The following is a 25,540-nucleotide window of genomic DNA, read 5'->3' as shown; positions in this document are numbered from 1 at the left end:
GTATAACATTTGTACGGGGCGGTCCACTACCGCGCGCGGCACCGGCGGCGCATACTGGCCGGCTAACACACTATCGGAGGTATGCAATGAAAGTCAGCTTTATCGGGATAGGCGCCATGGGCGCGGCGATGGTGCCCCATCTGGTGCGCGCGGGGCATGAGGTCAGCGTGTGGAACCGCAACCGCGCGGCGGCGCAAGCCATCGAAGGCGTGACGGTGCTGGCGTCGCCGGCCGAGGCCTTCCAGGCGGACGCGGTGATGACCATACTGGCCAACGACGACGCGGTGCGCAGCGTGATCCTCGACAGCGGTGCGCTGGCCAACGCCAACAAGGATTGCGTGCACGTGATGATGGCCACCATTTCGCTGGCGCTGGTGGACGAGCTGGCGGAGCGCCATCGCGAGGCTGGCGTGGCCTTGGTGTCGGCGCCGGTGTTCGGCGTGCCGGCGGTGGCCGCGGCCGCGCAGTTGAACGTGCTGGCGGCTGGCGATGCGCGGGCCATCGCGCGCGTGCAGCCGCTGCTCGATGCGGTGGGACGCAAGACCTGGCCGCTGGGCGATGATCCCAAGCGCGCCAACGTGGTCAAAATCTCGGGCAACATGATGATCGCGCAGGCCTTCACGGCGATGGGCGAGGCGGCGCACCTGAGCGAGAGCTACGGCGTGTCGGCGGCGGATCTGCTGAATGTGCTGACCAATACGCTGTTCACGGCGCCGAGCTACCAACGCTACGGCGGTTTCATCGCCACCAACAGCTTTGAGCCGGGCTTCAAACTGCCGCTGGGACTCAAGGATGTGAACCTGGCCTTGTCGGCGGCGGAAGCGAAGGGCGCCGTGCTGCCGGTGGCGGAGCAGGTGCGCGCCAATATGCAGGAGGCGATTGCGCAGGGCCTGCAGGACCGCGACTGGTCGGTGGCGGCGACCATCCGCCGCACGCGCTAAGGCCTGGCCTTGCGCAGCACGCCCTGCTTGTGTTCCGGCAGGTGCGCCGACGGGTCTTGCGCCGGGTCGAACACGTAGTGCTGGAAGATGGCGCCCCAGGCGGCGCGCACTTCCGGCGGCTGGTGCTTCATGGCCTTGAGCGCGGCGACCAGCGCGTCGAAGGTGGTGCCGGCGTCCTCCGCTGGTTGTTCGTTCTTCCACCAATAGTTGATCATCATGTTCAGTGGGCCGTTGGACTGCACGTGGTGCCACCACAGCGTGGGGATGTACAGCGCGTCACCGGGCAGCAGATCGGCCACCAGCGCGTGCTTCATCGCTTCGCGAAAGCGGGGATGCTGACCGAAGTCCGGTTCGCGGCAGTTCACCATGCTGATCGGCGTGGGCGTGGGGGCGAAGTCCAGCGGGCCGATATACAGGTTGTCCACCTGCTCGGGCGGGAATAGGGTGAACCGGCGCTGGCCGCTGACCACGCAGGCGAGGTTATAGGACTCGTCGAAATGCGCTGGCGTGGTGATGGTGTTGCCGAGCCACAGGCGCGGGCGCACCGACGGCGGCAGCGCCGGCGCCGGGTTCTCCCGTGCGAGGCGTGGCATGCAATCGTCGATCAAGGCGCTTTGCACCGCCACGGCGGGCGGTTCGGCAAACTGCGAATAGCGCGCCAGTTGCTCGATCACGCGCGACACCGGCACCTTGTTGCGGACGAAATTGAAGCCTTCCAACGCCGGCTTGTAGAACAGGCGTCCGTGTTCGGCGGGCGGGGTCATGACGGCGTCCACCTCGGCGCCGGTGTCGAGTGGCAGCAGGTAATGGCATAGCGCTTCCGGCGATTGCAGCGCGGCGCGCACGGCCGGCCAATGGCGCACAAAGCCGCGCAGGATGGCGGGGCGGTAGCTGGTCGTCACTTCGGTGAAGAAGCGGGCCGGGTCGAGATCGTGGAATTCGGTCGGGGTGGTCATGAGCACTATGATGGCACAAAACGACATCGCTCTGGCGGCGCGCGGCACCCCTGGAACCCGCACACCGCTGCGGCCGGGGTCTGACCCCGTTCGGGGTCAGACCCCTTCGTTTGGGGGTGAAAAAAAGCCCGCCAGGGCCGGGGACGCCGTGGCGGGCACAGACTACACAATGAAGCCGATTAGTATTTCACGTGCACCCCGGCGTAGTACTGCGCGCCGTTGGCATAGAAGCGTGCCGGTTGATCCTTGTTGTAGATGTAGTTCTTCAGGATCGGGTTGTTCAGGTTCTGGCCACTGATCGTCAGCGTGATGTTCTTGCTGATGTTGTAGTTGAACGAAGCCGACAGCGTACCGGTCGAATCCTGGTACAGCGGCGTGCCGCGGTCCTGCGCCGCCAGGAACGACGAACGCCATGCATAGCTCAGACGCGCATTGAAGGTGTCGTTCTCGAAGAACAGGCCGGCGTTGGCGGTGGTCTTCGACGCGCCCAGCATGTCGCAAGGATCGCCCGAGGTCGCGGTCTGCATCGCCGGGCAGGCGCCGAAGTCCAGGTGCGAATCGGTCAGCGTGACGTTGCCGTCGATGCCGAAGCCCATGCCCACCGGTACTTGCGCTGCCAGTTCCAGACCCTTCACCTTGGCGCCGACGTTGATCGGCGAGGTGATGGTGTAGTCCGCGAACACCGCCTTGTTCTGCTGCTGCGAAGCGCGGGTATCCAGGAAGTTGCCAACGCTGGTGCCGTAGCCCACGTAGTCCTTCAGGTCCATGTAGAACACGCCGGCCGACAGCAAGGCGCGCGGCGCGAAGTACCACTGCAGCGACGCATCCAGGTTGTTCGACTTGACCGGTTTCAGGTGCGCGTTGCCGCCGTTGCCGGTGTGGGTTTCGTCGGTCAGCAGCACCGCGCCGCCCAGAGCGCCGTAGTCAGGACGGGTCATGGTGCGCGAGATGCCCAGGCGCGCCACCAGGTCGGAGCGCAGGTCGAACTTGAGGTTCAGGCTAGGCAGCGGAATCGTGGTGTTGTTGTCGATCGCCGTCTGCTTGACGAAACCGCCCCACGGATAGGCAGGCAGATTAGCGCCGGCAGGCTGGTTAGGCAGGATCTGGTAGCCGTTCGACGTGCCTTCGGTACGCACCACGCGCAGGCCGACGTTGCCGCTCCAGCCTTCGCCTTCCAGTTCACCCTGGACGTAGAACGCCTTGGTGTTTTCCTTCAGGTTGAACATGTCCTGGTAGTAGGTGCGGCTGACATCGCGGTTGGAGTGCAGGTCGCCCCAGGCGTTCAGGATCGCCGGATCCAGCAGCCAGACGTTTTTCGGGAAATCGCCGCCCAGGTCCTGGCCGAAGTTGCCAGGGTAGGTGGTCCCGTTCCACTGCGGGTTGGTGCTGGTGCCGCCAACGTCGGTGTTGGACCAGTTGGGACCTTGCGCCACTTCGAAGTTGGAGCGGGTGTGGTGCGTGCCGCGGATACCGAATTTCAGCTCGCGCAGCGGGCCTGCGTCCATCTGGAACGCGGCGTCGATCTGGCCGTAGGTTTCCTTGTCGTCGGTGCTGGCCGGCGAAACGCCGAACACCCAGTCCAGCGGCGTGCCGGTGAACACGGCGGTATTAATGTTCGGGAACTTGACGGTGGCCGGCGAACCCAGGCCGTTCAGCTGGTAGCTGGCGCCGGAGTTGTTGATGTCGCCCTCGAACACGCCCTGGCTCGGGGTCACGCCCTTGCCCTTGGTGGAGCCGGCTTTGGCGGTGAACACCAGGCGGTCGGTGGCGCGCCATTTGCCGTCCAGGTCAAAGAACTCGGTCTGCGCGTAAGCGCCGTCGCGCACGATGTTGTCGACGATACCGTAGCGCAGTGGCGCGGCGGCGGTGCCCTTGTTGGTGAACGATGCCGACACCAGCGTGCCGTTGCGGATCACATAGCCCGGATCAGGCGCCACGCCGGAACCCAGCATGCCCGAGCCGTTCATGTCGGTCATGTAGTTGGTGTTGTAGTTCGACGCGTCCATCTTCGAACGGAAGTAGGTCGCTTCCAGCGAGAAGTCGCGGCTAGGCTTGAACTGCAGGTCGATCAAGCCGCCCTTGCGCTTGCGCTCCTGCTGGAACAGCGAGGAACCGATCAGGCGCGGGAACCAGACATTGGCCAGGTCGGGATTGGTCTTGACGGCGGCGTTGGTCGGCGCCACCTGGGTCCATTGCAGCAGCTCCTGGCCATCGCGGCGCAGCGAGCGCTTTTCGGAGAAGCCCTGCACCATCAGGCCCAGCGTGCCGGCTTCGTTCTTCCAGTTGACCAGGCCACTGAATTGCGGATCGGTCTTTTCGGCCAGCGTGGAGTACACGCCCTGAATGGTGGCTTCCGCCGAAATGGCGTTCTTGAAGTCCAGCGGGTGACGGGTCTTGATGTCGATCGAGCCGCTCGAACCGCCTTCCACCTGGTCTGCGGTCGGCGCCTTGTAGACCACCACCTGGCCCACGATTTCCGATGGCAGCAGCGAGTAGGAAGCGGAACGGCCGACGGCGCCGCCCACCTGGTCCAGCACGAACCAGTCGCCGGTCGATACGGCGTGGCCGTTGATCAGGGTCTGGGTCAGCGACGGCGCGGTGCCGCGCATCGACACGCGGTCGTTTTCATCGAAGCCGCCCGAGCCCGCGCCCGAGGTGGAGATGTTCACGCCGGGGACGCGCTGCAGCGAGTCAGCCACGTTCTTGTCCGGCATTTTGCCGACGTCTTCAGCGGTGATGACGTCGACGTTGCTCGACGCGTTGCGCTTCACCGCCAGCGACTGCTGCAGCGATCCGCGGATACCGCTCACGATGACGGTCTCCGGCTCCTTGTCGGTCGCTGCCTGTTGCGCCTGGGCGTTCATCGCGACGCTCAGCGTCAGGATGGCCGTAGCGGTCGCGATGGGCGTTAGTTTGGACATTTTGATGTTATTCGAATTGTGGTACATGTTCCCTCCCGTTGATGAAGGCTCCGCCGAGCCCACTGATTGTCGATGTGTTTCTTTTTCTTCCTACAAAACCAATCCAACGCCAATATACTCGCCTTTTAATACCAGATCACTACCACTTTAAAATTCTTTTTTGTTATGTTGTATGCGGCATACAAAGTATCTTTTAAGTAACTTTGTAATACCGGATGGATGGTGGTATGGAAAGCCTTTGTGTGCCGGCGCAACACGAATAAAGCCTTTACCTAAAGGCGTTGTGCGATTTCAGTGAAAATATTTGCGGGCCCGGCGGGAGGTGGTGGATTTGTGGTGGTCTTTTTTTGGTATTATCGTCGAACAAACACGGAGAGGATGTCTCATCGTTATGAAAAGCGATCAAACGAGTCCACTGGTACACATCCGGCAGCACCTCAATGAGACCAGTAACCTGCCGCTGTACCAGCGTCTCCAGCGAGCCTTGCGCTCGGCCATCGAGCTGCATCTGCTGAAGCCGGAGGACGCGCTGCCGGCCGAACGCCAGCTGGCGGCCGATCTGGAAATCTCCCGCATCACGGTGCGCAAGGCCATCGATGGCCTGGTGAGCGAGGGCGTGCTGGTGCGCCGTCCCGGCTCCGGCAACTTCATCAACACGCGTATCGAAAAGAACTTCGCCAAGCTGACCTCCTTTTCCGAGGACATGCGCGCGCGTGGCCGCACGCCGCGCAGCGTGTGGCTTAAGCGCTCGGAAGGCACGGTGACGCCGGACGAGGCGATGCGGCTGCGGCTCAGCCCCGGCTCCAGGGTGTACCGCTTCAACCGCATGCGCTATGCGGACGATGTGCCGATGTGTCTTGAGTACGCGACCATCGTGGCGTCCTGCCTGCCGTCGCTGGATGCGGTGGACGTGTCGATGTACGACGCGCTGGAACGCTCGGGCAACCGGCCGGTGCGCGCGCTGCAGCGTTTGTCGGCGCTGCTGCTGAACGCCGAGCAGGCCACGCTGCTGCAGGCGAAGGAGGGCGACGCCGGGCTGGCGGTCGAGCGTCTGGGTTTTTTGCGCGACGGGCGCGCGGTGGAATTCTGCCGCTCGTACTTCCGTGGCGATATGTATGACTTTGTGGCGGAACTGAATGCGAGCTAACCTGATTTTGAGCGCGGCCTTGCTGGCCGCTTTGCCGGCGGCGGCGTCCGAGGTCGTCGGCTATTACCCGGGCTGGAAGCACGAGTCGTTTCCGGTATCGTCGGTGGATGCCGGCAGGTTGACGATGGCGCTGTACGCCTTCGTGGATCTGTGCTGGGACGGCAAGCATGGCAATCCCGAGCCGTCGGTAAATGATGTGGCGCCGTGCCAGGATGCGCGCAACGGCGCGCTGGCGTGGCGTGACGAGGCGGCCGATGGCGCCAACCTGCGCGCGCTGGTGGCGCTGAAGAAGGATCACCCGCAGTTCAAGGTGGTGATCTCGGTTGGCGGATGGAATTGGTCGAATCGTTTTTCCAATGTGGCGGCATCGGCGCCGGCGCGCGCCGATTTTATCTCGTCGACATTGGCGGCGATGCAGCGCTATGGACTGGATGGCGTCGATCTGGATTGGGAGTATCCGGGCGAGGCCGGCGTGCCTTGCGTGGCGGGCGAGGTGTGTGCGCGGCCGGAGGACCGGCACAATTTCATTGTGCTGGCGCGCGAGTTGCGCGCGGCGTTCGATCAGGCGGGCAAGCGGGATGGCCGGCATTACAGTATCACCATCGCCGCCGGTGCCAATGGCAATTATGTCGGCGACGGCGCCTGGGTGAAGGAACTGGCGCGGAGCCTGGACTGGATCAACATCATGGCGTATGACTACCACATGCCATGGGAGAAGCGTACGGGGCATCATGCGGCGTTGTATGCGGATGCCAAGGATCCGGTCACCGCCAGCGGCTTCTATGCTTCACGTTCGGTGCAGCGTTATCTGGATGCCGGCGTGGCGCGGGACAAGCTGGTGCTGGGCGTGCCGTTCTATGGCTACGGCTGGAAGGGCTGCGCGGCCGGGCCGGACGGGGACGGGCAGTATCAGTTGTGCGAGGGCGGCGTGACGGATGGCGTCAATGGCGGCAATTCGTACGGCTATGGGCAGGTGCTGGCGCGGGCAGCGGGATATCGGCGTTACTGGAATGCGGCGGCGCGGGTGCCGTATCTGTACAGCGCGGTGGAGCGGGTGTGGATTACGTATGAGGACCCGGAGTCGTTGCGGGAGAAGACGGGGTACATCCGGCAGCAGGGCCTGCGTGGCGCGATGTTCTGGGAGTTGAGTGCCGATAGTGACGGCAAGTTGCTGCGGACTTTGTGGGAAGGTATGCACCGCTGAGCCCCGCAGGGCCAAGCGGGGTCTGACCCCGTACCGGGTCAGACCCCAGCCTCAGCACACCGGTTGGGCGTGCAGGCTGGCCTTACTTGGCTTCCGCCGGCGCGATCTTCGGACCGGTCGCGTACATGATCCAGTAACGGGCCAGATCCGCGCGCGGGTCGGTGCCGGTGGCCAGTGGCTTCAGCACTTCCACACCTTCATCCTTCTTGCCGGCGATGATCATCGCGTAGCCCAGACGCAGCTTGGCGTCGTCCGGATTCTTGGCCACGCCCTTGGCGATACCTTGCTTCATCAGGTCAATGCCCTTGTCGGCCTGACCCAGCGTCACGTAGTTGTAGCCCAGGTTGACCAGACCCACGCCGTCTTTCGACTTCTGCGCGGCGGCGATGCCGTTGTCGATGTTTTTCGCGTCGTCGGCCGCACCCTTGTTGGCGCTGGCGCGGATGCTGTCCAGTTCCTTCTTGTCCTTGCCGGCCGGGATGGCGCCTGGGTAGGCCTTGTCCATCGCGATCTTGGCTTCGGTGAAGAAGCCGCCCAGCACGGCCAACTGCGCCTGGTCGACGTAGTCTTCCGTCTCCATCTTCGACGGGATGATGGTCGCCTTGATGCGGTCCATGTCCAGGTCCAGACGGTTGTTGTAGGTCTTCTTGCCGCGGGTGCGGTTCAGCAGGTCGTTCCAGTATTCTTCGGTCGGGTAGTAGCGGGTCAGCTCTTCCACGGCCTGCAGATACAGCACGGTGTCCTTGGTCTTGATGCCGACGTTGCCCAGCAGGTTCAGCGTGTCCTTGCTTGGCGCGGTGTTGGCGGCCTTGGCGGCTTCGATGTCCTTCAGCGCTTCGGTCTTGGCGGCGTTGTAGTCGCCCTTCAGGAAGTACGAACGAACGATGAACTGGCGCTGCTTGTTCTTGTCGCCCGACTCGGTGCCGTAACGCTCAAACCATTTGATGGCGTTGTCGTAGTCTTTCAGGTTGCTGTAGTAGATGCCGGCCACCGCGTCGATGAAACGCAGCTTGTCTTCCGGCTTCAGGCGGCCCGATTCGATCATGGCGTTCAGGCCCTTGACGGTCATCTCGTGGTTGCCCGATGCCTGGCCCAGTTGCACGCGCATCTGGTTCAGCACGAAGTCTTCGTACGGGGTGATGTTCGGCATGGCGGCCGCCTGGTCGATGCGGCTCTGGAATTCGGTGTAGTTCTTGGCGTCCAGCAGGGCCTTGGTCTGTGCTGGATCGATCAATTTGTAGATCTCAGGTCGAACGGCGTCTTTTGGCGCTTCCGGTGCTTTCTTTTCTTCGGCGGCGTGGACTGGGGCCATGCCCACGATGGCGGGAGCGGCGTTCAGGCCAATGGCGGCCAGGAGCAGGCTAATACGAGCAAGACGGGAGTGGGACATGGTTATCCTTCAATCAAACACATTGGGAATGTAAACCCGCGTATTGTTACACAAAATCGGCGGAAACTCCGAATTCAACCGTGTTGCGGCGCACTGCCTGGCCACTGCTGTCGAACAGCAGGCAGCGGGCCGGCGGCAGGTGCACACGCGCGCGGCTGCCGGCATGCGGCGGCACGGCTTCCGCGGGCAGTTTCACGGCGATCATTCCGGGCAGCCCGTCCAGCGTGGTGTAGACGATGGACTGGTCGCCCAGGTACTCAACGTGGCCGACACCGATCTGGATGACATTGTCGTGCTGTTGCGGTGCGGCGATGGACAGGTGCTCGGCGCGCACGCCCAGCGTGACCTGGTCGCCGGCACGCAGGCCGTGCGCAGCGGGCGCCGAGTCCACCTGGACGACGTGGCGGCCATGGCCGCCCGCGCCGTGCAGGCGCACCGTCACGCGGTGCTCGTCGACCGAAGTGACCTCGCCGGGGATGAAATTCATCTTCGGGGTGCCGAGGAAGCCCGCGACGAACAGGTTGGCCGGCGCGTTGTACAGTTCATGCGGCGTGCCCACCTGTTCGATGCGGCCGCCGTTGAAGACCGCGATGCGCTGCCCCAGCGTCATCGCCTCCACCTGGTCATGCGTGACGTAGATCATGGTGGTTTTCAGTTCGCTGTGCAGGCGGCTGATTTCCACCCGCATCTGCACGCGCAGGCTGGCGTCGAGATTGGACAGCGGCTCGTCGAACAAAAACACTTCCGGCTTGCGCACGATGGCGCGGCCGATGGCGACGCGCTGGCGCTGGCCGCCGGACAGCTCCTTCGGCTTGCGCTTGAGCAGCGGCGTGATTTGCAGGATGGCGGCGGCGCGTTCAACGGCGGCCTGCACCTCGGCCGGCTTGCGGCCGGCCAGCTTGAGCGCGAACGCCATGTTCTCGTACACGGTCATGTGCGGGTACAGCGCGTAGGACTGGAACACCATGGCCAGCTGGCGCTGCGCCGGCGCGATGTCGTTGGCCAGCGCGCCGCCGATGTGCAGCGTGCCGGCGCTGATGGTTTCCAGGCCGGCGATCATGCGCAGCAGCGTGGACTTGCCGCAGCCGGACGGGCCGACGAAGACCATGAATTCGCCGTCGGCGATATCCAGGTCGACGCCATGGATGACCGGCGTTTTGTCGTAGTGCTTGACGATGCCTTTGAGGCTGACGCTGGCCATGCGCTTATGCCGCCTGCTTGCTGGTCATGGGAATCAGCTGCGACAGCACGGCTACCGGAATCGCGCACACCATCACCCAGATGAAGAAGTGCTGGTAGCCCAGCGCGATCTGGATGTCGCCGCTGAACAGCTTGAACAGCACCGAGCCCAGTTGCATGATGCCGGTGGCGAACGCGTAGTGCGCGGTCTGGTATTTGCCCGGCGCGACCACCTGCATCATGTACAGGATCAGGCCGACGAAGCCGAAGCCGTAGCCGAACATCTCGACGCACAGCGCCACGCTGACGATGGACAGCTCGGTGGGCTGGAAGTAGGACAGCAGGTAGAACGCGATATTCGGCAGGTTGACCGCGATGATCAGCCATAGGATGGCGCGCTTGAGGCTCAGCCAGGAGGTAAAGTAGCCGCCAGCGATGGAGCCGACCAGGAAGGCCACGGTGCCCACGGTGCCGTAGACCGCGCCGACTTCGGCGGTGGTCAGGCCAAGGCCGCCGAGGTTGCGCGCTTCGCGCAGGAACAGCGGACCGATGGACTGCACCTGCGCTTCGCCGGCGCGGAACAGGATGATGAAAATGATGGAGACCCAGATGCCGGGCTTGCGGAAGAATTCGACGATCACTTCCCGCAGCGTGCGGGCGATGGTGGCGGCGTTGGTGTCTGCGCTGACGGTGTTCTTTGCCAGCGGCAGCGCCCAGCCGTTGTACAGGCCCAGTGCCACCATCATGGCGCCGAGGATGCAGAAGCAGATGGTCCATGCCGGCACCACGCCCATGGTTTTTTCGAAGTGCCCGGCCAGCAGCAGCAGCGCGCCGGTGGTGAAGAATTTGGCGGCGTTGAAGAAGGTGCCGGTCCAGCCGGCGTATTTGGCCTGGCCTTTTTCATCCAGGCTGGTGATGTACAGGCCGTCGCAGGCGATGTCGTGGGTGGCGGCGGAGATGCCGACCAGCGCGAGCATCGCCATGCAGGCGGCGAACCAGAACGGCGCCTGCAGCGCCAGCGCCACGCCGCCGAGACAGAGGCCGCCGAACACCTGGAAGAACGTCACCACCAGTTTTTTGCTCGGCGCCAGCTCCAGGAAGGGACTCCACAGCGGCTTGAATACCCAGGCGAAGCCGATCAAGCCGGTCCAGTGATTCAGCTCGTCGTTGGGCACGCCCATGCTCTTTAACATCTGGCCGGCCACGATGGCCACGGCGAAATACGGCAGGCCTTGCGCGAGGTACAGGCTGGGAACCCAAAGCTTGGGATTGCGGATGGTGTCAGTCATTGCGGCGTCTCTGTTGTCGTTATTTGAAACCGGGTACCGGCGCGTTGCCGCTGGCCTGCAGTTCGCCGGACAGCCAGGCGTTGATGGCGTCCAGCGCCGGCCGGGCGAAGCCGTAGGTCATCAGCGCCGGCGCGGCAATGTCCAGCGCCTGGTACGGATTCCACAGCGCCAGGTGCAGGTCCGGGCGCCAGGTGGCGCGGGCGTGGTCGCCGTAGCGCAGGCGCGAGGTGGAGGCCAGCATGGTGAAACGGCCATCCTGCGGCAGCGAATCCCAGTCGAAGGTGTTGGCATCGGCGAAGGTGACCAGCTCCACGTCGTACAGCTTGCGCAGCGAGTCGGCCACCACCGCAGCCGGCACGCCGGCTTCGGAAACGCCGTCGCTGACCACGTCCTGGCGCGCGACCAGTCGCACCTTGGCGCCGGCGGCAGGGCGGCGCAGGGTGTCGGCTGCGCCGGATGGACCGGCGTAAGCGGTCAGGCTGCGGCGCCAGCCTTCGGCCATGATCTCGCGGTCGGCCGCGTCTTCCTTGTACGAGCGTGGCTTGCACGGGTAGGCGCGGGCCAGCGCGGCCAGGCGCGCCAGGCGCGTGTCGATGTCGGCCTGCGACAGTTCGCCCGAGGCGATGGCGGCGGCGATGGCGTCCAGCGTCTCGTTCTGCGTTTCGGTGGTGCCCAGTGCCATCACCATGTCGGCGCCGGCGGTCAGCGCGCGCACGGCAGCGTTGCCCACGCCGTAGCGGCCGGCGATGGCGTGCATGTCCATGCCATCGGTGATGATGATGCCTTTGTACTGCCACTCATCGCGCAGCAGGTCGTTGAGGATGCGGCGCGACATGGTGGCTGGATTGTCGGCGTCCAGCGTCGGGTAGACGATGTGCGCGGTCATCATGGCCGGCGCGGCGCCGCTGGCGATGCGGAACGGCGCCAGTTCGAGGCGGTTCAGTTCTTCCACCGGCTTGTTCACGGTTGGCAGGTCGCGGTGCGAGTCGACGTTGGTGTCGCCGTGGCCGGGGAAGTGCTTGACGCAGCAGGCCACGCCTTCCGCGTGGCTGCCGGCCATCCACGCCATCGCCAGTTCGGCGGCGCGTTGCGGCTCGGCGCCGAAGGAACGTTCGGCGATGACCGGATTGTGCGGGTTGTTGTTCAGGTCCAGCACCGGCGCGAAGTTCCAGTTGAAGCCCAGCGACTTGACGGCGCGGGCGACGGCGGCGCCGGTGCGGTAGGCCAGGTCGGTATCGTTGGCGGCGCCCAGGCCCATGGCGGCCGGCGGCGCCGGCACCCAGGTCGAGCGCACCACGGCGCCGCCTTCCTGGTCGATGGCGATCAGCGCGTCCTGGCCCATGACGGCGCGCAGGTCGGCGGTGAGCTTGGCCAGTTGTTCGGAGTCGGTCATGTTCCCACGGAACAGGCAGACGGCGCGGATGCTGTTCCGCTGCAGGAAGTCGGCGGTGGCCGCGTCCAGCACCGTGCCGGGGAAGCGGATCATGATCAGTTGACCGGCTGTTTTTCTATGTTCGAGTTGAGTTGTCATTTCACTGCTCCGTCCATGCCGCGCATGAAGAATCGTTGGGTCAATAAGAAAGCTGCCAGGGTTGGCAGGATGGTCAGCACGGTGCCGGCGGCAATCACGCGCGTGCTGCTGCCGAAGGTGCCGCGCAAATACAGCACACCCACCGACAGCGGGAATTCATCCGGCTTGCTCATGACGATGGATGGCCAGATGTATTCGTTCCAGGCTTCCACCGCCGTCAGGATGCCGACCGTGGCCAGCCAGGGGGCGATCAGCGGCAGCATGATTTTGCTGAAGATGATCCATTCCGGGGCGCCGTCCACGCGGGCGGCGTCGATCAGGTCTTGCGGGACTTCCTCGAACGCCTGCTTGAGCAACAGGATGCTGACGGCGTTGACCACATTGGGCAGGATCACGCCGGCGTAGGTGTCGACCAGACTAAGTTTGGTGACGGTGATGAAGTTGACCAGGAAGTTGACTTCCGACGGCAGCACCAGCGTGGCCAGGATCAAGCCGAACACCAGCTTGCGGCCCTTGAAGTGCATGCGCGCCAGCGGGTAGGCGGCGGCGGAGCACAACAGCAGCTTCCAGAACACGGTGCAGGCGGCGATGAAGACCGAGTTGCCGAAGAAGCGCCACATCGGGATGGCGCGGAACACTTCGATGAAGTTGTCCATCGACGGTGCCTTCGGCCAGAAGGTCGGCGGGAAGGCGAAGATGTTCCCTTCGCTGGACAGCGCGGTCACCAACGTCCACCAGAACGGGAACACGCACACCAGCGCGATGGCGCACAGCAGCAGGTAGTGGGCGATCGTCTTCATCGGTGTTTGGGCCGGATGTAGCGCAGGCACAGCACGGCGATGCCGACGCAGAACAGCGAGACGATGAAGCTGGCGGCCAGTGCGCGCGGCAGCTTGAGGTGCTTGAGGCCCTGGTCGTAGGCGTAATACAGGCCGGTGAAGGTGGAGTTCATCGGGCCGCCCTGCGTCAGCACGTCCACTTCCTGATAGGCCTTGAGCGCGGCCAGCACCGACAGCACGGAGCAGATCATGATGGTCGGGCGCAGCATCGGCACGGTGATCTTCCAGAATCGCTGCCAGCGGTTGGCGCCGTCGAGGATGGCGGCTTCCTGCATGTCGGCGGGGACGGCTTGCAGGGCGGCCAGGTACATCACCATATACCATCCCAGCCCGCGCCATAGCGTGACGAACATGATGGCGAACAGCGCCAGGGTATCGTTGGACAGCCAGCCGACCGGAGCGCCGACCAGGCGACAGGTCATCAGCACGTAATTCAGCGCCCCCTGTTCGTGGAACATGAAGCCCCACATAATGCCGACCACCGAGACGGTGGTCACGACCGGCACGTAGAAGGCGGCGCGGAAGTAGCGGATGCCAGGCAGGCGGTTGTTGACCAACACCGCGAGACTGAGCGCGCCGATTTGCACGAAGGGCACCATCAGCAGGAACAGCAGCGAGTTTTTGAGGCCGGTGACGAACATCTCGTTGTCGAGGATGTAGCGGAAGTTGTCCAGGCCGACCCAGTGCGTTGCGCGTATCAGGCTGTAGTCGGTGAAGGCCAGCAGCGAGCCGAAGGCCACCGGCCAGAAGGAGAACACGGCCAGCAGGATCAGCGCCGGTGCAAGAAACAGCCACGCCACTCCGTCATTCCGGCGGCGGCCGGCATCCATGGAGCGCCGGCCGGTACGCTCGGCATGGGCTCCGGCTTCCGCCGGAGCGACGGGATGGTGGTGTTGGTGGTCGCGCATCAGCGGGTTCCCTGCGCGGCGAGTTTTTTGTTCCAGATGGCGACGGCCTGGTCGAGCGCCTGCTGGATATCCTGCTTGCCGGTGACGCCGGCTTCTACCGCCTTCACGAGATAGCGGCGCAACTCGTCGTAGTCGGTGATGCCGGCGACGTACAGCGTGTGCGAATGCGGCATCGACACCGCGCCCGCCGCGACGGCCTTTTCCGTCGCGCCGGCGTTGGGCGGCACGGTGGTGAAGAACGGATCATTGGCCGCTCGCGCCATGGCCGGATACACGCTGGCCTGTTTGGCAAAGGCCAGCTGGTTGGCGTCGTTGGTCAGATAGCGCGCGAACCTGCCGATCGCCGGCAGCAGCCGGGCGTCGACGTTCTTCGGCACGGCGAAGTGAATCAGCCAGCCGCCATCGGCAATGCCGGTCGGGCCGAGCGGCGCCGGAGCGACGTCGGTGATGGCGTAAATGTCCTTGGCGTCGCTCTCGATGCGCTTGACGGCGGTGGGCGGCGCCAGCAGCATGCCGAGGCGGCCGCCCTTGTAGGCGTCGATCGCGGCGGGGAAGTTATCCTCGGCGAACAGCGCATCTTTCAGCAGGCCGCCGGCCTTGTAGGTATCGGCCAGCTTGCGGATCAGGGCCACGTGGCCGGGCGAATTGAACACCGCCTTGCCGTTGGCGATGACAGGCAGGCCTTGCTGCATCATCAGGCCGTCGATCTTGGACAGGGCGGGGCACAAGCCGGCCTTGCCGGTACGGGCGGCGATCTGGCGGGCGAACAGCAGTTGTTCATCGAGGTCGCGCGGCGCGTGCGGAATGCCGGCGGCCTTGAAAATGTTTGTGTTGTAGGCGATGACGGCGACGTTGCTGTACATCGGGAAGCCGTAGGTCTTGCCGTTGAAGGTCAGATCCTGCAGCGTGCTGGCCAGGTAGCGCGGGCGGGCGTCGGCCAGCAGGGCATCGACCGGAGCGAGCAGGCCATCGCGGGCAAATTCATCGGCCCACGGCACGTTCAGATTGACCAGCGCCGGCGGCGTGCCGGCGACGATGCGCGTGACCAGTTTGGTCTGGATGATATCCCAGGGGAAGTCGACCCACTCGACCCGCACCCCGGGATTGGCCGCCTCATAATCGCGCACCAGCGTCTCGTAATAAGGCGTGAACTTGGGCTTCATGCTGAAGGTCCAGAATTCGATGGTTTGCGGGGCTGCGCTGGCGGGGTTTGCCAGCAGGGCGGCCAAAGCCAGCAGCCACCCCGCACGGCGGCACACCGGGGTCTGACCCCGAACGGGGTCAGACCCCATCGGCTTGCGGGGTCGCCCGGGCGCCATCATCAGTTGGTCTTGGTGACTTTGCTCAGGTGGCGCGGCTGGTCCGGGTCCATGCCGCGCGCGGCCGACAGTTCGGCGGCCATCTTGTAGAAGGTCTGAATCGCCACGATCGGATCCAGGTCCGGCGTGGCTGCCACCGGCAGGGTCAGATCGCGGTCCGCCACGTCGGCCGGCGCCGCCAGCAGCACGCGCGCGCCACGGCCGCGCATCTCGGTCGCCAGCGCCAGCAGGCTGGCCTGGGTTGGGCCGCGCGTGGCGAAGATCACCAGCGGATAGCCTTCCTCGATCAGCGCCATCGGACCATGCTTGATCTCCGCGCCGCTGAACGCCTCCGCCTGCAGCGCCGACGTCTCCTTGAACTTCAGCGACGCCTCCAGTGCCACCGGGAAGCTGATGCCGCGTCCCACCACCATGATATTCCGCGCCGGCGTCAGCACCTCCACCGCCTTCGACCAGTCCTCGGTGGTGGCCGCGCGCAGCGACTCCGGCAGCGCCTCCAGGCCGGCCTGCAGTTCGGGATCGTTCTGCCACGCCGCCACCAGGCGCGCGCTGGCCACCAGGCTGGTGATGAAGCTCTTGGTCGCGGCCACGCTTTGCTCCTTGCCGGCGCGCAGCGGCATCGCGTATTCCGCCGCTTGCGCCAGCGGCGAGTCGATGTCGTTGACCAGCGCGATGGTGGTGGCGCCGCCATCGCGGAAGTACCTGATCGGCTCCACCACGTCCGGGCTCTGGCCGGACTGCGAGATCGAAATGGCCAGCGTGTCGCGCGTGATCAGCGGCGATTTGTTCAGCGTCACCAGCGACATCGGCAGCGACGCCACCACCCGGCCCAGGCGCGCCATGATCAGGTAGGCGGCGTACGCGCAGGCGTGGTCCGAGCTGCCGCGCGCGATGGTCAGCGCGGTCGAGAAGGAGGTGCTCCTCAATTTGCGGCCCAGCTCCGCGTACTGTTCACCGTCGTGCGCCAGTTGCGTGGCGACGCAATCGGCGGCGGACAGGGCTTCTTTCAACATCATTGAGGTCACAACAATTCTCCTTCGATATAGACGGCTTTGAGGTTCAGGTCACGGTCGAGCACCACGAAGTCGGCAAAGGTGCCGGGAGCCAGGCGGCCCCGCTCTTGCAGGCCAAGATAATCGGCCGCATAGGTTGAGACCCGTGCCGAGGCATCCGCCAGATCGAGGCCGAGTCCGACCAGGTTGCGCAGGGCCTGGTCCATGGTGAGGGTGCTGCCGGCCAGCGTGCCGTCGGGCAGGCGCACGCCGCCCATGCACTTCATGACTTTATGACGGCCCAGCATATATTCGCCGTCCGGCATGCCGGTGGCGGAAGTCGAATCGGTGACGCAGTAGACGTTGGGAATGCAGCGCAGCGCGGTGCGGATGGCGCCGGGGTGCACGTGCAGCAGATCGGGAATCAGTTCCGCGTAGGTGCCGTGCGCCAGCGCCGCGCCCACCATGCCGGGTTCGCGGTGATGCAGGCCGGGCATGGCGTTAAACAGGTGGGTGAAGCTGCGCGCGCCCTGCTGGAGCGCGGCCACGCCATCCTCGTAGGTGCCGAGCGTGTGGCCGATCTGCACGCGCATGCCGGCGTCCGACAGTTCCTTGACCAGCGCCTGATGGCCTTCGATTTCCGGCGCCACGGTGATCACGCGCAGCGGCGCCAGTTCTTCCAGCTTGCGCACGTCGGCCAGCGTGGCGGAACGCGCGTAGGGCGGCTGCGCGCCAAGCTTGCCGGAGTTGATGAACGGGCCTTCCAGGTGCGCGCCCAGCACCCGCGCCTCGCCCTTGCCGCGCTGGGCGGCGGCCTTGCCGATGCCCTTCAGCGCGATGTCGATGTCCTCCGGCGGCGCGGTCATGGTGGTGGCCAGCATGCTGGTGGTGCCGTGCCTGGCGTGCACTGCGGCGATGGTGTGGACGGCGTCGCCGCCCTCCATCACGTCCTTGCCGCCGCCGCCATGCACGTGCAGGTCGATAAAGCCGGGCAGAATATAGACCGCTTCGTTGCGGGCGGGATCGGCGGCGCCACCGATGATGGCGGCGATGCGCTCATCGAAGGTGATTTCGCCATGGACCCAGCCGGAAGGTGTGAGGATATTGCCTTTGATTGCGTCGTGCATGGAGTCAGTCCTTCAAACGCTGGCGGATCAGGCGCAGCGCGCCGGCGGCCGAATCGCCCTGTGGCGCCACGAGGCGCGGCAGCAGCGTGGCCGGCAGATAGGGGCGCAGCGGCGCGGCCAGGCCGCCGCACAGCGCGATCGGCAAGGTGCCGCTGGCGTCGAGCGCATTGGCCATCAGCGCCACCTCGCGGCCGGCGGCCAGCAGGATGGCGCGCGCGGTGTCGTCGCTGTCGCCGTGTTGCAGCACGATGCGCGCCAGTTGCGCGTACTGGGTCTGGGTGGCGTGCGCCAGCCAGGTCTGGATGGCGTTGCGTGGCGCGGCGCCGCTGCCGCCGCAGGCATTGGCGACGTCGGTGGCGAAGGCGTTGGGCGGCAGGCGGCCGTCCACCACCTGCTGCACGTGGTTGATGGCGCGCAGGCCCATCCAGGCGCCGCTGGCCTCATCGCCGGCCGGGAAGCCCCAGCCGCCAACTTCGACGTGGCGGCCGTCGGCCAGCCTGATTTCGCCAACGCTGCCGGTGCCCAGCGCGATGATGGCGCCCGGCTGGCCGGCGTGCGCGCCCAGCACGGTAGTGTGGCCGTCGCTTTCCAGCGCCACTTGGGCGTAGCCGGGATTGGCGGCAACGAAGGCGGCCGCCCAGTCCTTGTTGTGCACGCCCGCCAGGCCGAGGCCGATGGCGACGCGCGCGGCGGCGGGCAGATCCAGGCCGGCCGCGCGGAAGGCCTGGGCGGCGGCGTCGGCCACGGCCGACCAGGCGTTGGCGATGCCATGCATCAGGCCGGAAGGGCCGCTGGCGCCTTCCGCGATTTCGACGCCGTCGGCGCGCGCCAGGCGTACCCTGGTGCCGCTGCCGCCGCCATCAACGCCGATGAGAAATTCGATCATGTTTACCTGAGAAAGCTGTGGCCGGAGTGGCCCGGGATGAGGGCACTATAGGGTAGCCAAAACCAGCTTGTCAACAGGTATTTAACTGGTATTAAAAAATATCGAAGTGGACTGCGGTTGTTTTCTTGGAATGGTTTTCTAAGTGACTGTTTTCAATCGCTAAAAATGTTTTTTGCGGTGCCGGGGCGAGTGTGGCATTTGCATGCCACTTTGCCGCAACACCGGGGTCAGTGCCGACATTCGGACATTGGGTCGCGCGCGACCCAATGTCCGAATGTCGGCACTGACCCCGGTGGGGGGTTAACGGTGGTAGGTGACCAGGCGGCTGCGGTTGGCGTCGAGCTTGTCGGCCACGGCGACCACGGCGTTGCCGGGGCCGTGGACGGTGACGTCGCTCTGGCGCGCGCACAGCTGGCGCGCGTCCAGCTCGCCCGAGCCGCTGACCTGGGCGCTCAGCGCGACCGTGGTGCCGGACAGGATCATGTTGCCGGGCCCGGCCAGGCGCGCGCGCACGTTCTGCGCCTCCAGCCCGCGCACCGTCAGATCGCCCGAGCCGTGCACCTCGGCGTCCAGCTTCTTGATGTGGCCGGCCAGGCAGGCTTCGCCGGGGCCGCGCAGCACGGCGCTGGCGGCGCCGGTGCTGAGGCTGCAGGCTTCGAGGTCGCCCGAGCCGTACACCTCGGCGCGGATCTCGTTGGCGCTGCCGCGCAGCGCGACGTTGCCAGGACCGTGCAGCGCGGCGCTGACGCGGTTGGCGCGGATGTCGCCGATGTCGAGGTCGCCCGCGCCGTTGACCACCAGGTTCAGCTCCTGCGTCACGCCGCTGGCCTCGACGTCGCCGGGGCCGTTCATTTGCAGGTTGAGGCTGGCGCTTTGCAAGGCGCGCAGGTCGAGGTCGCCGCTGCCGTTGGCGGTCACGCTCAGCGCGCCGACCTTGCCGCTGGCGGTGATGTCGCCGGGGCCGTCCGACACCAAGCTCAGTTGCTGGCCCTGGTAGCGCTGCAGTTCGACGTCGCCGCTGCCGGCGTTGCGCAGGCTTTTCAGGTTGGCGGCGCTGATGCGCACGACCAGCTCGCGCTGGCTGTCCTTGCCAAAGCTAAGGTGGAACTGCCAGCCGTGGTGTTCCTTGCGCGGCTGGCGCACGGTCAGCGTGTCGCCGTTGACGCTGGTTTCGATGTCGGCGAACTGGCCGCGCGGGCCGGACAGTTCGATGGTGTTGCCGGCATCCGGCGTGACGATCACGTGGAACGGGCCGATCAGGTTGATGCCGCTGAACGCGGCCACGGTGCGCGTTTCGCTGCCGTAGCTATTGTCCTGCTTGTCGGCGGCCGGCGCCGGCGCGGTGGCGGCGGCGAGGAGCAGGGTGCTGGCGAGCGCGGCGGCATGGAGGTTTTTCATGGTGGTCCCGTGGCGTTGGTGGTGAAGCCTGGACGATATGACAAAGCGCGGCGGCCGTCGCGGGCCGTGGGATGGACGTGCCAAAGCGTGGGATCAACTGCAAAAAACCGGGGCTGAACCGCAGTTCAGTTTTGCCGCCGCGCGGCCGTTACTGTTTGTGTGGCCCCGCCGCGGCCGTGATGTCATAATGATCGCATCAACCGGCCGCCGAGACAGGCCCGCGCAGGCGGAAAGGAGCGCACATGATCAAGTACCTTGGAACCAGAAGTACCAGCGAGGGGGGGGTGCTGTACGTTTTTTTGATTAATGGCTTGCAGAAGGAAATCAGGGAACACGCGTTGAAACAGTATCCGGGTTGTTACGAAGCACTGCCGGCCACCGCCAAGGCGCGCATCAGCGCCAACCGCGCGTGGTTGTCCAAAACGTAATGCGCGGGCGCCTGCTGCTGGCCGCCGCGCTGGCGCTCGCCTGTTCGGGCGCGGCCGCGCAGTCGGTGCCAACCACCTTCGGCACCATCATCGGCAATGGCCTGCTGTGCCGCGACCATACCGACAACCTCTATTATTACAACTATCTGGTCAAGCACTTCGGCAACTGGTACAAGCACGAGGGCGGCGCCTACTGGTTCCGCACCGCCGGCGCGTCGCTGTGGAACACCGAGATTTCCGAGGTGATGGTCAGTGATGACACCAGCACCTTCATCTTTGTCGGCGCGGTGGCCGAGGCCACGCCGGAAAACCTGGAGAAGGCCATCATCCAGCAGGTCGGCACGCATTACACGGTGATCGACACCTCGGCCTATCCGGTGCGCGAGGCCAAGCCGGCCAGCCGCATCGTCTACTTCGATACCAAGGCCAAGATTTACTGCGCCAAGTTCAAGCCGCTGCCGCCGGTGCAGCCGCCGCCGGTCCGACAGCGGCTAAAATAGGGAACCGCGCACTCCCAGGGTTTTCATGTACACGCAATTTTTCAATCTGAAGCAATCGCCGTTTTCCATCGCGCCCGATCCGCGCTACCTGTTCATGAGCGAGCGCCACCGCGAGGCGCTGGCGCACCTGTTGTATGGCGTCGGCTCCGGCGGCGGTTTCGTGCTGCTGACCGGCGAGATCGGCGCCGGCAAGACCACGGTGTGCCGCTGCTTCATGGAGCAGATTCCGGCGAATTGCAAGCTGGGGTATATCTTCAATCCCAAGCTGTCGGTGGAGGAGTTGCTGCTGTCGGTGTGCGACGAGTTTGGCATCGCGCTGCCGCCGCCGGGCGCCGGGGCGGTCAGCGTCAAGACCTATGTGGACGCGATCAATGCCTATCTGCTGGAGAGCCATGCGCAGGGGCGCAACAATGTGCTGATCATCGATGAGGCGCAGAACCTGTCGGCCGAGGTGCTGGAGCAGCTGCGCCTGCTGACCAATCTGGAAACCAGCGAGCGCAAGCTGCTGCAGATTATCCTGATCGGCCAGCCGGAGCTGCGCGGCATGCTGGCGCGGCCGGAGCTGGAGCAGCTGGCGCAGCGGGTGATCGCGCGGTATCACCTGGGCTCGCTGTCGGAGGCGGAGACCGGCACCTACATCGAACACCGGCTGGCAGTGGCGGGCGCCGGGGCGATCGCGCCGTTTCCGCGCAAATTGATGGGGCTGGTGCATGCGCTGACCAAGGGCGTGCCGCGACGGATCAATCTGCTGTGCGATCGGGCGTTGCTGGGCGCGTATGTGGAGAATCAGCCGCAGGTGACGCGGACGATCTTGAAGCGGGCCGCCAGCGAGGTGTTTGCCGGGCCGGACGCGGCGGCGGGCGCGGCGCCGCGTGCCGGCGCGCGCTGGCCGCTGGTGGCGGCGGGCGTGCTGGGCGGCGTGGTGATCAGCGCGCTGACGTGGCAACTGGCGTCGCGCGAGGCGCCAGCGCTGGCGCAGGCGCAGGCGCGGGCGGCAGGCACGCCAAGCATGCCGCTGGCGGGCAGCAGCACGCCGCAGTCGGCCGCGGCAGCCGGCGCGCTGGCGGGGAGCGCGAGCGCGACGGGCGCCCCGCAGCCGGGCGCGCCGCAGGCAAGCGGTGCGGCGAACGCTGGCCTTGGCGCGAACGCGGGCGGCGCGGGCGGGCAGAGCGCCGCGGGCGCGGCAGGCGCGGCCGTGCGGGCGGGCGCCGATAGTGCCGCCGCCATGCGCCAGTTGGCCGCGCTGTGGGGACTGACGCTGACCGGCGGCGATCCCTGTCCGACGGCGGCGCGCGCCAATCTGCGCTGTCTACAGGCCAAGGGCACGATTGAAGACATCCGTCTGCTGGACCGCCCGGCCATGCTGAAGCTGCACGACGACCCCGTCGCGCCCAACTACGTGCTGCTGACCGCGCTGGACGCCGGCGCCGCCACCATCGTCAGCGCCGGCGGCAAGCCGCAAACGCTGAGCGTGGACGCGCTGACCGCCCGCTACGACGGCGAGTTCGCCACCTACTGGCGCGCGCCGAGAGCCTGGCGCGACGAGGTCCGTGGCGGCGACCAGGGCCCGGATGTCGACTGGCTGGCCAAGCGCCTGTCGCAACTCTACGATCTGAAAAAGCCGCAGGACAACCAGCCGCTGGACGCGGCCCTGCGCAAGCGCCTGGTCGAATTCCAGACCGCGCAGAACCTCAAGGCCGACGGCGTGGCCGGGCCCAAAACCTTCATCCGCCTGTATCAGTTGGGCGGCGTGCAGGAGCCGCGCCTGCGCTGATTACCGCGCCCGGCCGTCGTAGTGGTGCACCGGGATGGCGGCCAGGTCGATGCCGTCGATGCAGCGCAGGTTGATGGCGGCGGTCGGCGTGCCGTCCGGCGCCACCGCCTCGGCGTACGGATGGATGCCGCAGTTCGGGCAGAAGCGGTGCTCGATCCTGTGTTGGTTGAACAGGTAGCTCCTGGTCTGGTCCTCGGGCGTCAGCAGCCGCAGGTTGGCGCGCGGCACGAACCACAGCAGCGAGCCCTTGCGCTGGCAGATCGAGCAGTTGCAGGCCAGGCCGGACTCGATCGCGCCCTCGGCCTCGAATTTGACGTTGCCGCAATGGCAGCTTCCGGTGTATTTCATGGCGCCTCCGTGTAGTGCTGCAGTTGCTGAAAGAACGCGTGCCAGCCGCGCTCGTGGTTGTCGCGGGCCTGGACGTCGACGAAGCGGTCGTGCACGAACGTCAGCTCGGTGCCCTCGCCAGCCGGCGCCAGCGTGATGCTGACGCGCGACACGCGCTGCGGCGTGCTGTGGAAGGCCCAGTCGAACACCAGCCGCTCGCGCGGCACGACTTCCAGATATTCGCCACCCACCTCGTTCTGTTCGCCATCCGGCGAGCGGAAGGCGATGCGGTAGCGGCCGCCGACGCGCAAGTCGATCTCGGCCAGCGTGGCGACCGTGTCCGGCGACGGGCCGAACCAGCGCATCAGCGCTTGCGGGTCGGTCCAGGCGCGCCAGAGTTTGTCGGCGCTGACGGGGTAGTGCCGGACGATGCGGACTTCTCCGGTGTGGGCTGGCATGTTTCCTCCTGGTGGTACAGATAGCGCCCGAGCGCATCTAGCTGGGCGGTCCAATAGCGTTCGTAATGGGCGATCCACTGGGCGGCGTCGCGCATCGGCGCCGGTTCCAGCGTACAGCGGACAATGCGGCCCTCCTTGGAGCGGGCGATCAGGCCGGCGGCCTCCAGCACTGCCAGATGCTTCATGAAGCCCGGCAACGACATCGCGTGCTGCCGCGCCAGATCGCTGACGGTCAGGCTGCCTTGCTCCAGTTGCGTCAGCACGCGGCGGCGGGTGGCGTCGGCCAGCGCGGAAAAGACCAGATCGAGTTGTTCGTCAGTATGCTTTACCATGTGGTTAAGTATTGTCCGGGGCTGCGGCTTTGTCAAGCTCCGGGCTTACGTTAAGATAGTGCGGTCTCCATCTCGATTACGGCTATGTCTTATATTTTGGAAGCGCTGAAGAAGGCGCAAGCGGAACGCCAGCTGGGCAGCTCGCCGACCTTGCACGCGCCGACCTTGCAGTCGGCGGACGGCGCGGCGCCGGCGCGCTTCAGCAAGCCGATGTTATGGGCGCTGCTGGGGATGGCGGTGGTGATCGGCGTGTTGCTGGTGCTGGTGTGGCGGCCGTCGGCGCCGCCAAGCACCGCGCGGCTGGCGGCTGCGCCGGCCCAGACGGTAGCGCCCGCCGCTGCGCAGGCCAGCGCGACGGTGCCAGCATTCGCGCCCGCGACCACGCCCATGCCAACGCCGACGCCGCTACCGGCGCCGGTGGCGGACTTGCCACAGTCGGTGGCCAATCTGGCGCGCGCCGCCGCGCCGGAACCGTCAGCGGCGCAGCCGGTCGCGCCAGCCACGGCGGCCGCAGCCGCAGCCGCCCGGCCGGCGCCGACGGCGTCGGACGAGCCGGTGGTCAACTTGCGCGACCTGCCGGAGCCGATCCAGCGCTCGCTGCCGCCGGTGACGGTGGGCGGCTATATCTATTCCAAGAACCCGGCCGACCGGCTGTTGCTGGTCGACAAAGTATTGCGCCACGAGGGCGAGGAGGTGGCGCCCGGCCTGGTACTGGAAAAACTGCAGCCGAAGGAGGCGGTGTTCAATTTCAAGGGCTACCGCTACCGCGTTCCGTATTGAATCGTCACTCGCCTGTCACAAAAAAATGATATTTTCTTATTATTGTGAACTCAGCAAGGGAAATATCATGAAACAGTTGAAGTGCCTGCCGTTCCTGATCGCCGCCGCCGCGTACGTGCCGCGCGCCCACGCCGCCGATGCCGCCTCGACGGTCGAGCCCAGCAGCATCACGCTGCTGCTGATCTGGGCCGGGCTGATCGTGCTGTCCTGCGCCCGCGATCCGGGCAGCTTCAAAGTCCAGCATTAAGCGGCGTCCGCTGCGCCCGCCTATCGTTGCTGCGTATAATAACGGCCATCAACATGATGGTGAGGTAGGCAATGCAAGAAGTCAGTCCCGCGTTCGCGCGCAAGGTGCTGGGCGTGGTCGGCACGTCGGGCAGCGGCAAGACCACGCTGCTGGAGCTGCTGCTGGCGCAGCTGGCGGCGCAGGGCCTGAAGGTCAATGTCATCAAGCACAGTCACCACGATCTGCAGTTCGAGCCGCCGCAGAAGGATAGCGCGCGGCTGCGCGCGGCCGGCGCGGCCGAGGTGATGGTGGGCTCGCCGTTCCGCTACGCCATCATCCACGAGCTGCGCGGGGCGCCCGAGCCGACGCTGGACGAGCAACTGGCGCGCATGTCGCCGGCCGACCTGACGCTGCTGGAAGGTTTCAAGACTTACCCGATCGACAAGCTGGAGGTGCACCGGCTGGAAAATGGCCGGGCGCCGCTGTATCCGCAGGATGCGCGGGTGGTGGCGGTGGCGGCCGATTATCCGCGCCCGGACGGCTTGCGCGACACGCTGGCGTGGCTGGATCTGAACCAGCCGCAGCAGGTGCTGGCCTGGCTGCTGGCACATCTGAAAAAAACTCCGGCGCCGGCCTAAAGTTGCGGCGCTAATGTCCGTTAACCTGAGGGATAGCCCTTAACGGAGGT

The 25,540-nt window shown here is 65.8% G+C and carries 25 protein-coding genes; 9 read left to right on the top strand and 16 right to left on the bottom strand.

The features are described from left to right. The first annotated feature begins 86 nt into the window (after window positions 1–86). Window positions 87–941: an NAD(P)-dependent oxidoreductase gene (locus FHW58_RS17780; RefSeq protein ID WP_179674486.1), complete on the top strand. Its 855-nt coding sequence runs from the start codon at window positions 87–89 to the stop codon at window positions 939–941. On the opposite strand, the gene FHW58_RS17775 is transcribed toward FHW58_RS17780, so the two are convergent. Both FHW58_RS17775 and FHW58_RS17770 read right to left on the bottom strand, forming a co-directional pair. Further along, window positions 938–1,897 carry a cupin-like domain-containing protein gene (locus FHW58_RS17775; RefSeq protein ID WP_179674485.1) on the bottom strand — a complete coding sequence of 320 codons (960 nt, stop codon included), beginning with the start codon at window positions 1,895–1,897 and terminating at the stop codon, window positions 938–940. The two genes, FHW58_RS17780 and FHW58_RS17775, sit on opposite strands and share 4 nt — an antisense overlap. 179 nt (window positions 1,898–2,076) lie before the next feature. Next, complete coding sequence (locus FHW58_RS17770; RefSeq protein WP_179674484.1) at window positions 2,077–4,818, bottom strand: TonB-dependent receptor; 2,742 nt, start codon at window positions 4,816–4,818, stop codon at window positions 2,077–2,079. A gap of 391 nt (window positions 4,819–5,209) precedes the next feature. Here FHW58_RS17770 and FHW58_RS17765 point away from each other — a divergent pair, with 391 nt between their 5' ends. Both FHW58_RS17765 and FHW58_RS17760 read left to right on the top strand, forming a co-directional pair. Beyond that, window positions 5,210–5,965 (top strand): GntR family transcriptional regulator, encoded by a 756-nt coding sequence (locus FHW58_RS17765; protein WP_179674483.1) that lies wholly within the window; start codon window positions 5,210–5,212, stop codon window positions 5,963–5,965. Further along, complete coding sequence (locus tag FHW58_RS17760) at window positions 5,955–7,169, top strand: glycoside hydrolase family 18 protein (RefSeq protein WP_179674482.1); 1,215 nt, start codon at window positions 5,955–5,957, stop codon at window positions 7,167–7,169. The genes FHW58_RS17765 and FHW58_RS17760 overlap by 11 nt, the downstream gene beginning before the upstream one ends. Window positions 7,170–7,251: 82 nt before the next feature. Here FHW58_RS17760 and FHW58_RS17755 read toward each other — a convergent pair whose 3' ends face one another. The 11 genes from FHW58_RS17755 to FHW58_RS17705 form a co-directional block, all read right to left on the bottom strand. Beyond that, a complete protein-coding gene (locus FHW58_RS17755; RefSeq protein WP_179674481.1) occupies window positions 7,252–8,559 on the bottom strand; it encodes a hypothetical protein in 1,308 nt (435 codons plus the stop codon). A 46-nt stretch (window positions 8,560–8,605) separates the two neighbouring features. Continuing rightward, window positions 8,606–9,760, bottom strand: a complete 1,155-nt coding sequence (locus tag FHW58_RS17750; protein ID WP_179674480.1) for an ABC transporter ATP-binding protein — start codon at window positions 9,758–9,760, stop codon at window positions 8,606–8,608. A 4-nt stretch (window positions 9,761–9,764) separates the two neighbouring features. Then, a complete protein-coding gene (locus FHW58_RS17745) occupies window positions 9,765–11,027 on the bottom strand; it encodes an MFS transporter (RefSeq protein ID WP_179674479.1) in 1,263 nt (420 codons plus the stop codon). A gap of 19 nt (window positions 11,028–11,046) precedes the next feature. Continuing rightward, window positions 11,047–12,558 carry a beta-N-acetylhexosaminidase gene (nagZ, locus tag FHW58_RS17740; protein WP_179674478.1) on the bottom strand — a complete coding sequence of 504 codons (1,512 nt, stop codon included), beginning with the start codon at window positions 12,556–12,558 and terminating at the stop codon, window positions 11,047–11,049. After that, the gene (locus tag FHW58_RS17735) at window positions 12,555–13,358 is read right to left on the bottom strand and encodes a carbohydrate ABC transporter permease (protein WP_179674477.1); all 804 of its coding nucleotides are present in this window, start codon (window positions 13,356–13,358) and stop codon (window positions 12,555–12,557) included. The genes nagZ and FHW58_RS17735 overlap by 4 nt, the downstream gene beginning before the upstream one ends. Continuing rightward, the gene (locus FHW58_RS17730) at window positions 13,355–14,305 is read right to left on the bottom strand and encodes a carbohydrate ABC transporter permease (protein WP_229265388.1); all 951 of its coding nucleotides are present in this window, start codon (window positions 14,303–14,305) and stop codon (window positions 13,355–13,357) included. The genes FHW58_RS17735 and FHW58_RS17730 overlap by 4 nt, the downstream gene beginning before the upstream one ends. Beyond that, window positions 14,305–15,468, bottom strand: coding sequence for an ABC transporter substrate-binding protein (locus tag FHW58_RS17725; RefSeq protein WP_229265387.1), 1,164 nt, complete (start codon window positions 15,466–15,468; stop codon window positions 14,305–14,307). Before FHW58_RS17725 ends, FHW58_RS17730 begins: the two co-directional genes overlap by 1 nt. A 158-nt stretch (window positions 15,469–15,626) precedes the next feature. Beyond that, window positions 15,627–16,640, bottom strand: a complete 1,014-nt coding sequence (locus FHW58_RS17720) for an SIS domain-containing protein (RefSeq protein WP_179674638.1) — start codon at window positions 16,638–16,640, stop codon at window positions 15,627–15,629. A 5-nt stretch (window positions 16,641–16,645) separates the two neighbouring features. After that, window positions 16,646–17,743, bottom strand: coding sequence for an N-acetylglucosamine-6-phosphate deacetylase (gene nagA / locus FHW58_RS17715; RefSeq protein WP_179674476.1), 1,098 nt, complete (start codon window positions 17,741–17,743; stop codon window positions 16,646–16,648). A 4-nt stretch (window positions 17,744–17,747) separates the two neighbouring features. Then, a complete protein-coding gene (locus FHW58_RS17710; RefSeq protein ID WP_179674475.1) occupies window positions 17,748–18,629 on the bottom strand; it encodes a BadF/BadG/BcrA/BcrD ATPase family protein in 882 nt (293 codons plus the stop codon). A gap of 300 nt (window positions 18,630–18,929) precedes the next feature. Then, window positions 18,930–20,027, bottom strand: coding sequence for a head GIN domain-containing protein (locus FHW58_RS17705; RefSeq protein ID WP_179674474.1), 1,098 nt, complete (start codon window positions 20,025–20,027; stop codon window positions 18,930–18,932). Window positions 20,028–20,269: 242 nt separating this feature from the next. Here FHW58_RS17705 and FHW58_RS17700 point away from each other — a divergent pair, with 242 nt between their 5' ends. From FHW58_RS17700 to FHW58_RS17690, 3 genes are read left to right on the top strand one after another with little or no spacing between them, the layout of a single operon-like run. Beyond that, window positions 20,270–20,455, top strand: coding sequence for a hypothetical protein (locus FHW58_RS17700; protein ID WP_179674473.1), 186 nt, complete (start codon window positions 20,270–20,272; stop codon window positions 20,453–20,455). Beyond that, entirely contained in the window at window positions 20,455–20,955 is a 501-nt protein-coding gene (locus tag FHW58_RS17695) for a hypothetical protein (protein ID WP_179674472.1), read from the top strand. Before FHW58_RS17700 ends, FHW58_RS17695 begins: the two co-directional genes overlap by 1 nt. A gap of 25 nt (window positions 20,956–20,980) precedes the next feature. Then, window positions 20,981–22,729, top strand: a complete 1,749-nt coding sequence (locus FHW58_RS17690; protein WP_179674471.1) for an AAA family ATPase — start codon at window positions 20,981–20,983, stop codon at window positions 22,727–22,729. Here FHW58_RS17690 and FHW58_RS17685 read toward each other — a convergent pair whose 3' ends face one another. Genes FHW58_RS17685 through FHW58_RS17675 form a run of 3 tightly spaced genes read right to left on the bottom strand, consistent with a single transcriptional unit; the run spans window position 22,730 to window position 23,846 of the window. Continuing rightward, window positions 22,730–23,077 (bottom strand): GFA family protein, encoded by a 348-nt coding sequence (locus FHW58_RS17685; protein ID WP_179674470.1) that lies wholly within the window; start codon window positions 23,075–23,077, stop codon window positions 22,730–22,732. It abuts the gene before it with no gap. Further along, window positions 23,074–23,514: an SRPBCC domain-containing protein gene (locus FHW58_RS17680; protein ID WP_179674469.1), complete on the bottom strand. Its 441-nt coding sequence runs from the start codon at window positions 23,512–23,514 to the stop codon at window positions 23,074–23,076. Before FHW58_RS17680 ends, FHW58_RS17685 begins: the two co-directional genes overlap by 4 nt. Next, on the bottom strand, window positions 23,421–23,846 hold the full coding sequence (locus FHW58_RS17675; protein WP_179674468.1) for a helix-turn-helix transcriptional regulator: 426 nt from the start codon (window positions 23,844–23,846) through the stop codon (window positions 23,421–23,423). Before FHW58_RS17675 ends, FHW58_RS17680 begins: the two co-directional genes overlap by 94 nt. A gap of 84 nt (window positions 23,847–23,930) precedes the next feature. Between FHW58_RS17675 and FHW58_RS17670 the strand changes: the two genes are divergently transcribed. From FHW58_RS17670 to mobB, 3 genes are all read left to right on the top strand, one after another. Then, entirely contained in the window at window positions 23,931–24,626 is a 696-nt protein-coding gene (locus tag FHW58_RS17670; protein WP_179674467.1) for a general secretion pathway protein GspB, read from the top strand. Window positions 24,627–24,693: 67 nt separating this feature from the next. Beyond that, entirely contained in the window at window positions 24,694–24,873 is a 180-nt protein-coding gene (locus tag FHW58_RS17665) for a hypothetical protein (protein ID WP_179674466.1), read from the top strand. A gap of 71 nt (window positions 24,874–24,944) precedes the next feature. Then, window positions 24,945–25,490: a molybdopterin-guanine dinucleotide biosynthesis protein B gene (gene mobB, locus FHW58_RS17660; RefSeq protein ID WP_179674465.1), complete on the top strand. Its 546-nt coding sequence runs from the start codon at window positions 24,945–24,947 to the stop codon at window positions 25,488–25,490. The last annotated feature ends 50 nt before the right edge of the window (window positions 25,491–25,540 follow it).

The organism is Duganella sp. 1224 (genome assembly GCF_013408245.1).
In the GTDB taxonomy this organism is placed as follows: Bacteria; Pseudomonadota; Gammaproteobacteria; order Burkholderiales; family Burkholderiaceae_D; genus Rugamonas.
The sequence above is the reverse complement of the archived record's forward strand: the minus strand, read 5'-3'. Positions and strand labels throughout refer to the sequence as shown.

Excerpts from the sequence above, each read along its gene's own strand:
- FHW58_RS17780 (WP_179674486.1), top strand. The coding sequence starts at position 87 with ATGAAAGTCAGCTTTATCGGGATAGGCGCCATGGGCGCGGCGATGGTG.
- FHW58_RS17775 (WP_179674485.1), bottom strand. The coding sequence starts at position 1,897 with ATGACCACCCCGACCGAATTCCACGATCTCGACCCGGCCCGCTTCTTC.
- FHW58_RS17770 (WP_179674484.1), bottom strand. The coding sequence starts at position 4,818 with ATGTCCAAACTAACGCCCATCGCGACCGCTACGGCCATCCTGACGCTG.
- FHW58_RS17765 (WP_179674483.1), top strand. The coding sequence starts at position 5,210 with ATGAAAAGCGATCAAACGAGTCCACTGGTACACATCCGGCAGCACCTC.
- FHW58_RS17760 (WP_179674482.1), top strand. The coding sequence starts at position 5,955 with ATGCGAGCTAACCTGATTTTGAGCGCGGCCTTGCTGGCCGCTTTGCCG.
- FHW58_RS17755 (WP_179674481.1), bottom strand. The coding sequence starts at position 8,559 with ATGTCCCACTCCCGTCTTGCTCGTATTAGCCTGCTCCTGGCCGCCATT.
- FHW58_RS17750 (WP_179674480.1), bottom strand. The coding sequence starts at position 9,760 with ATGGCCAGCGTCAGCCTCAAAGGCATCGTCAAGCACTACGACAAAACG.
- FHW58_RS17745 (WP_179674479.1), bottom strand. The coding sequence starts at position 11,027 with ATGACTGACACCATCCGCAATCCCAAGCTTTGGGTTCCCAGCCTGTAC.
- nagZ (WP_179674478.1), bottom strand. The coding sequence starts at position 12,558 with ATGACAACTCAACTCGAACATAGAAAAACAGCCGGTCAACTGATCATG.
- FHW58_RS17735 (WP_179674477.1), bottom strand. The coding sequence starts at position 13,358 with ATGAAGACGATCGCCCACTACCTGCTGCTGTGCGCCATCGCGCTGGTG.
- FHW58_RS17730 (WP_229265388.1), bottom strand. The coding sequence starts at position 14,305 with ATGCGCGACCACCAACACCACCATCCCGTCGCTCCGGCGGAAGCCGGA.
- FHW58_RS17725 (WP_229265387.1), bottom strand. The coding sequence starts at position 15,468 with ATGAAGCCCAAGTTCACGCCTTATTACGAGACGCTGGTGCGCGATTAT.
- FHW58_RS17720 (WP_179674638.1), bottom strand. The coding sequence starts at position 16,640 with ATGATGTTGAAAGAAGCCCTGTCCGCCGCCGATTGCGTCGCCACGCAA.
- nagA (WP_179674476.1), bottom strand. The coding sequence starts at position 17,743 with ATGCACGACGCAATCAAAGGCAATATCCTCACACCTTCCGGCTGGGTC.
- FHW58_RS17710 (WP_179674475.1), bottom strand. The coding sequence starts at position 18,629 with ATGATCGAATTTCTCATCGGCGTTGATGGCGGCGGCAGCGGCACCAGG.
- FHW58_RS17705 (WP_179674474.1), bottom strand. The coding sequence starts at position 20,027 with ATGAAAAACCTCCATGCCGCCGCGCTCGCCAGCACCCTGCTCCTCGCC.
- FHW58_RS17700 (WP_179674473.1), top strand. The coding sequence starts at position 20,270 with ATGATCAAGTACCTTGGAACCAGAAGTACCAGCGAGGGGGGGGTGCTG.
- FHW58_RS17695 (WP_179674472.1), top strand. The coding sequence starts at position 20,455 with ATGCGCGGGCGCCTGCTGCTGGCCGCCGCGCTGGCGCTCGCCTGTTCG.
- FHW58_RS17690 (WP_179674471.1), top strand. The coding sequence starts at position 20,981 with ATGTACACGCAATTTTTCAATCTGAAGCAATCGCCGTTTTCCATCGCG.
- FHW58_RS17685 (WP_179674470.1), bottom strand. The coding sequence starts at position 23,077 with ATGAAATACACCGGAAGCTGCCATTGCGGCAACGTCAAATTCGAGGCC.
- FHW58_RS17680 (WP_179674469.1), bottom strand. The coding sequence starts at position 23,514 with ATGCCAGCCCACACCGGAGAAGTCCGCATCGTCCGGCACTACCCCGTC.
- FHW58_RS17675 (WP_179674468.1), bottom strand. The coding sequence starts at position 23,846 with ATGGTAAAGCATACTGACGAACAACTCGATCTGGTCTTTTCCGCGCTG.
- FHW58_RS17670 (WP_179674467.1), top strand. The coding sequence starts at position 23,931 with ATGTCTTATATTTTGGAAGCGCTGAAGAAGGCGCAAGCGGAACGCCAG.
- FHW58_RS17665 (WP_179674466.1), top strand. The coding sequence starts at position 24,694 with ATGAAACAGTTGAAGTGCCTGCCGTTCCTGATCGCCGCCGCCGCGTAC.
- mobB (WP_179674465.1), top strand. The coding sequence starts at position 24,945 with ATGCAAGAAGTCAGTCCCGCGTTCGCGCGCAAGGTGCTGGGCGTGGTC.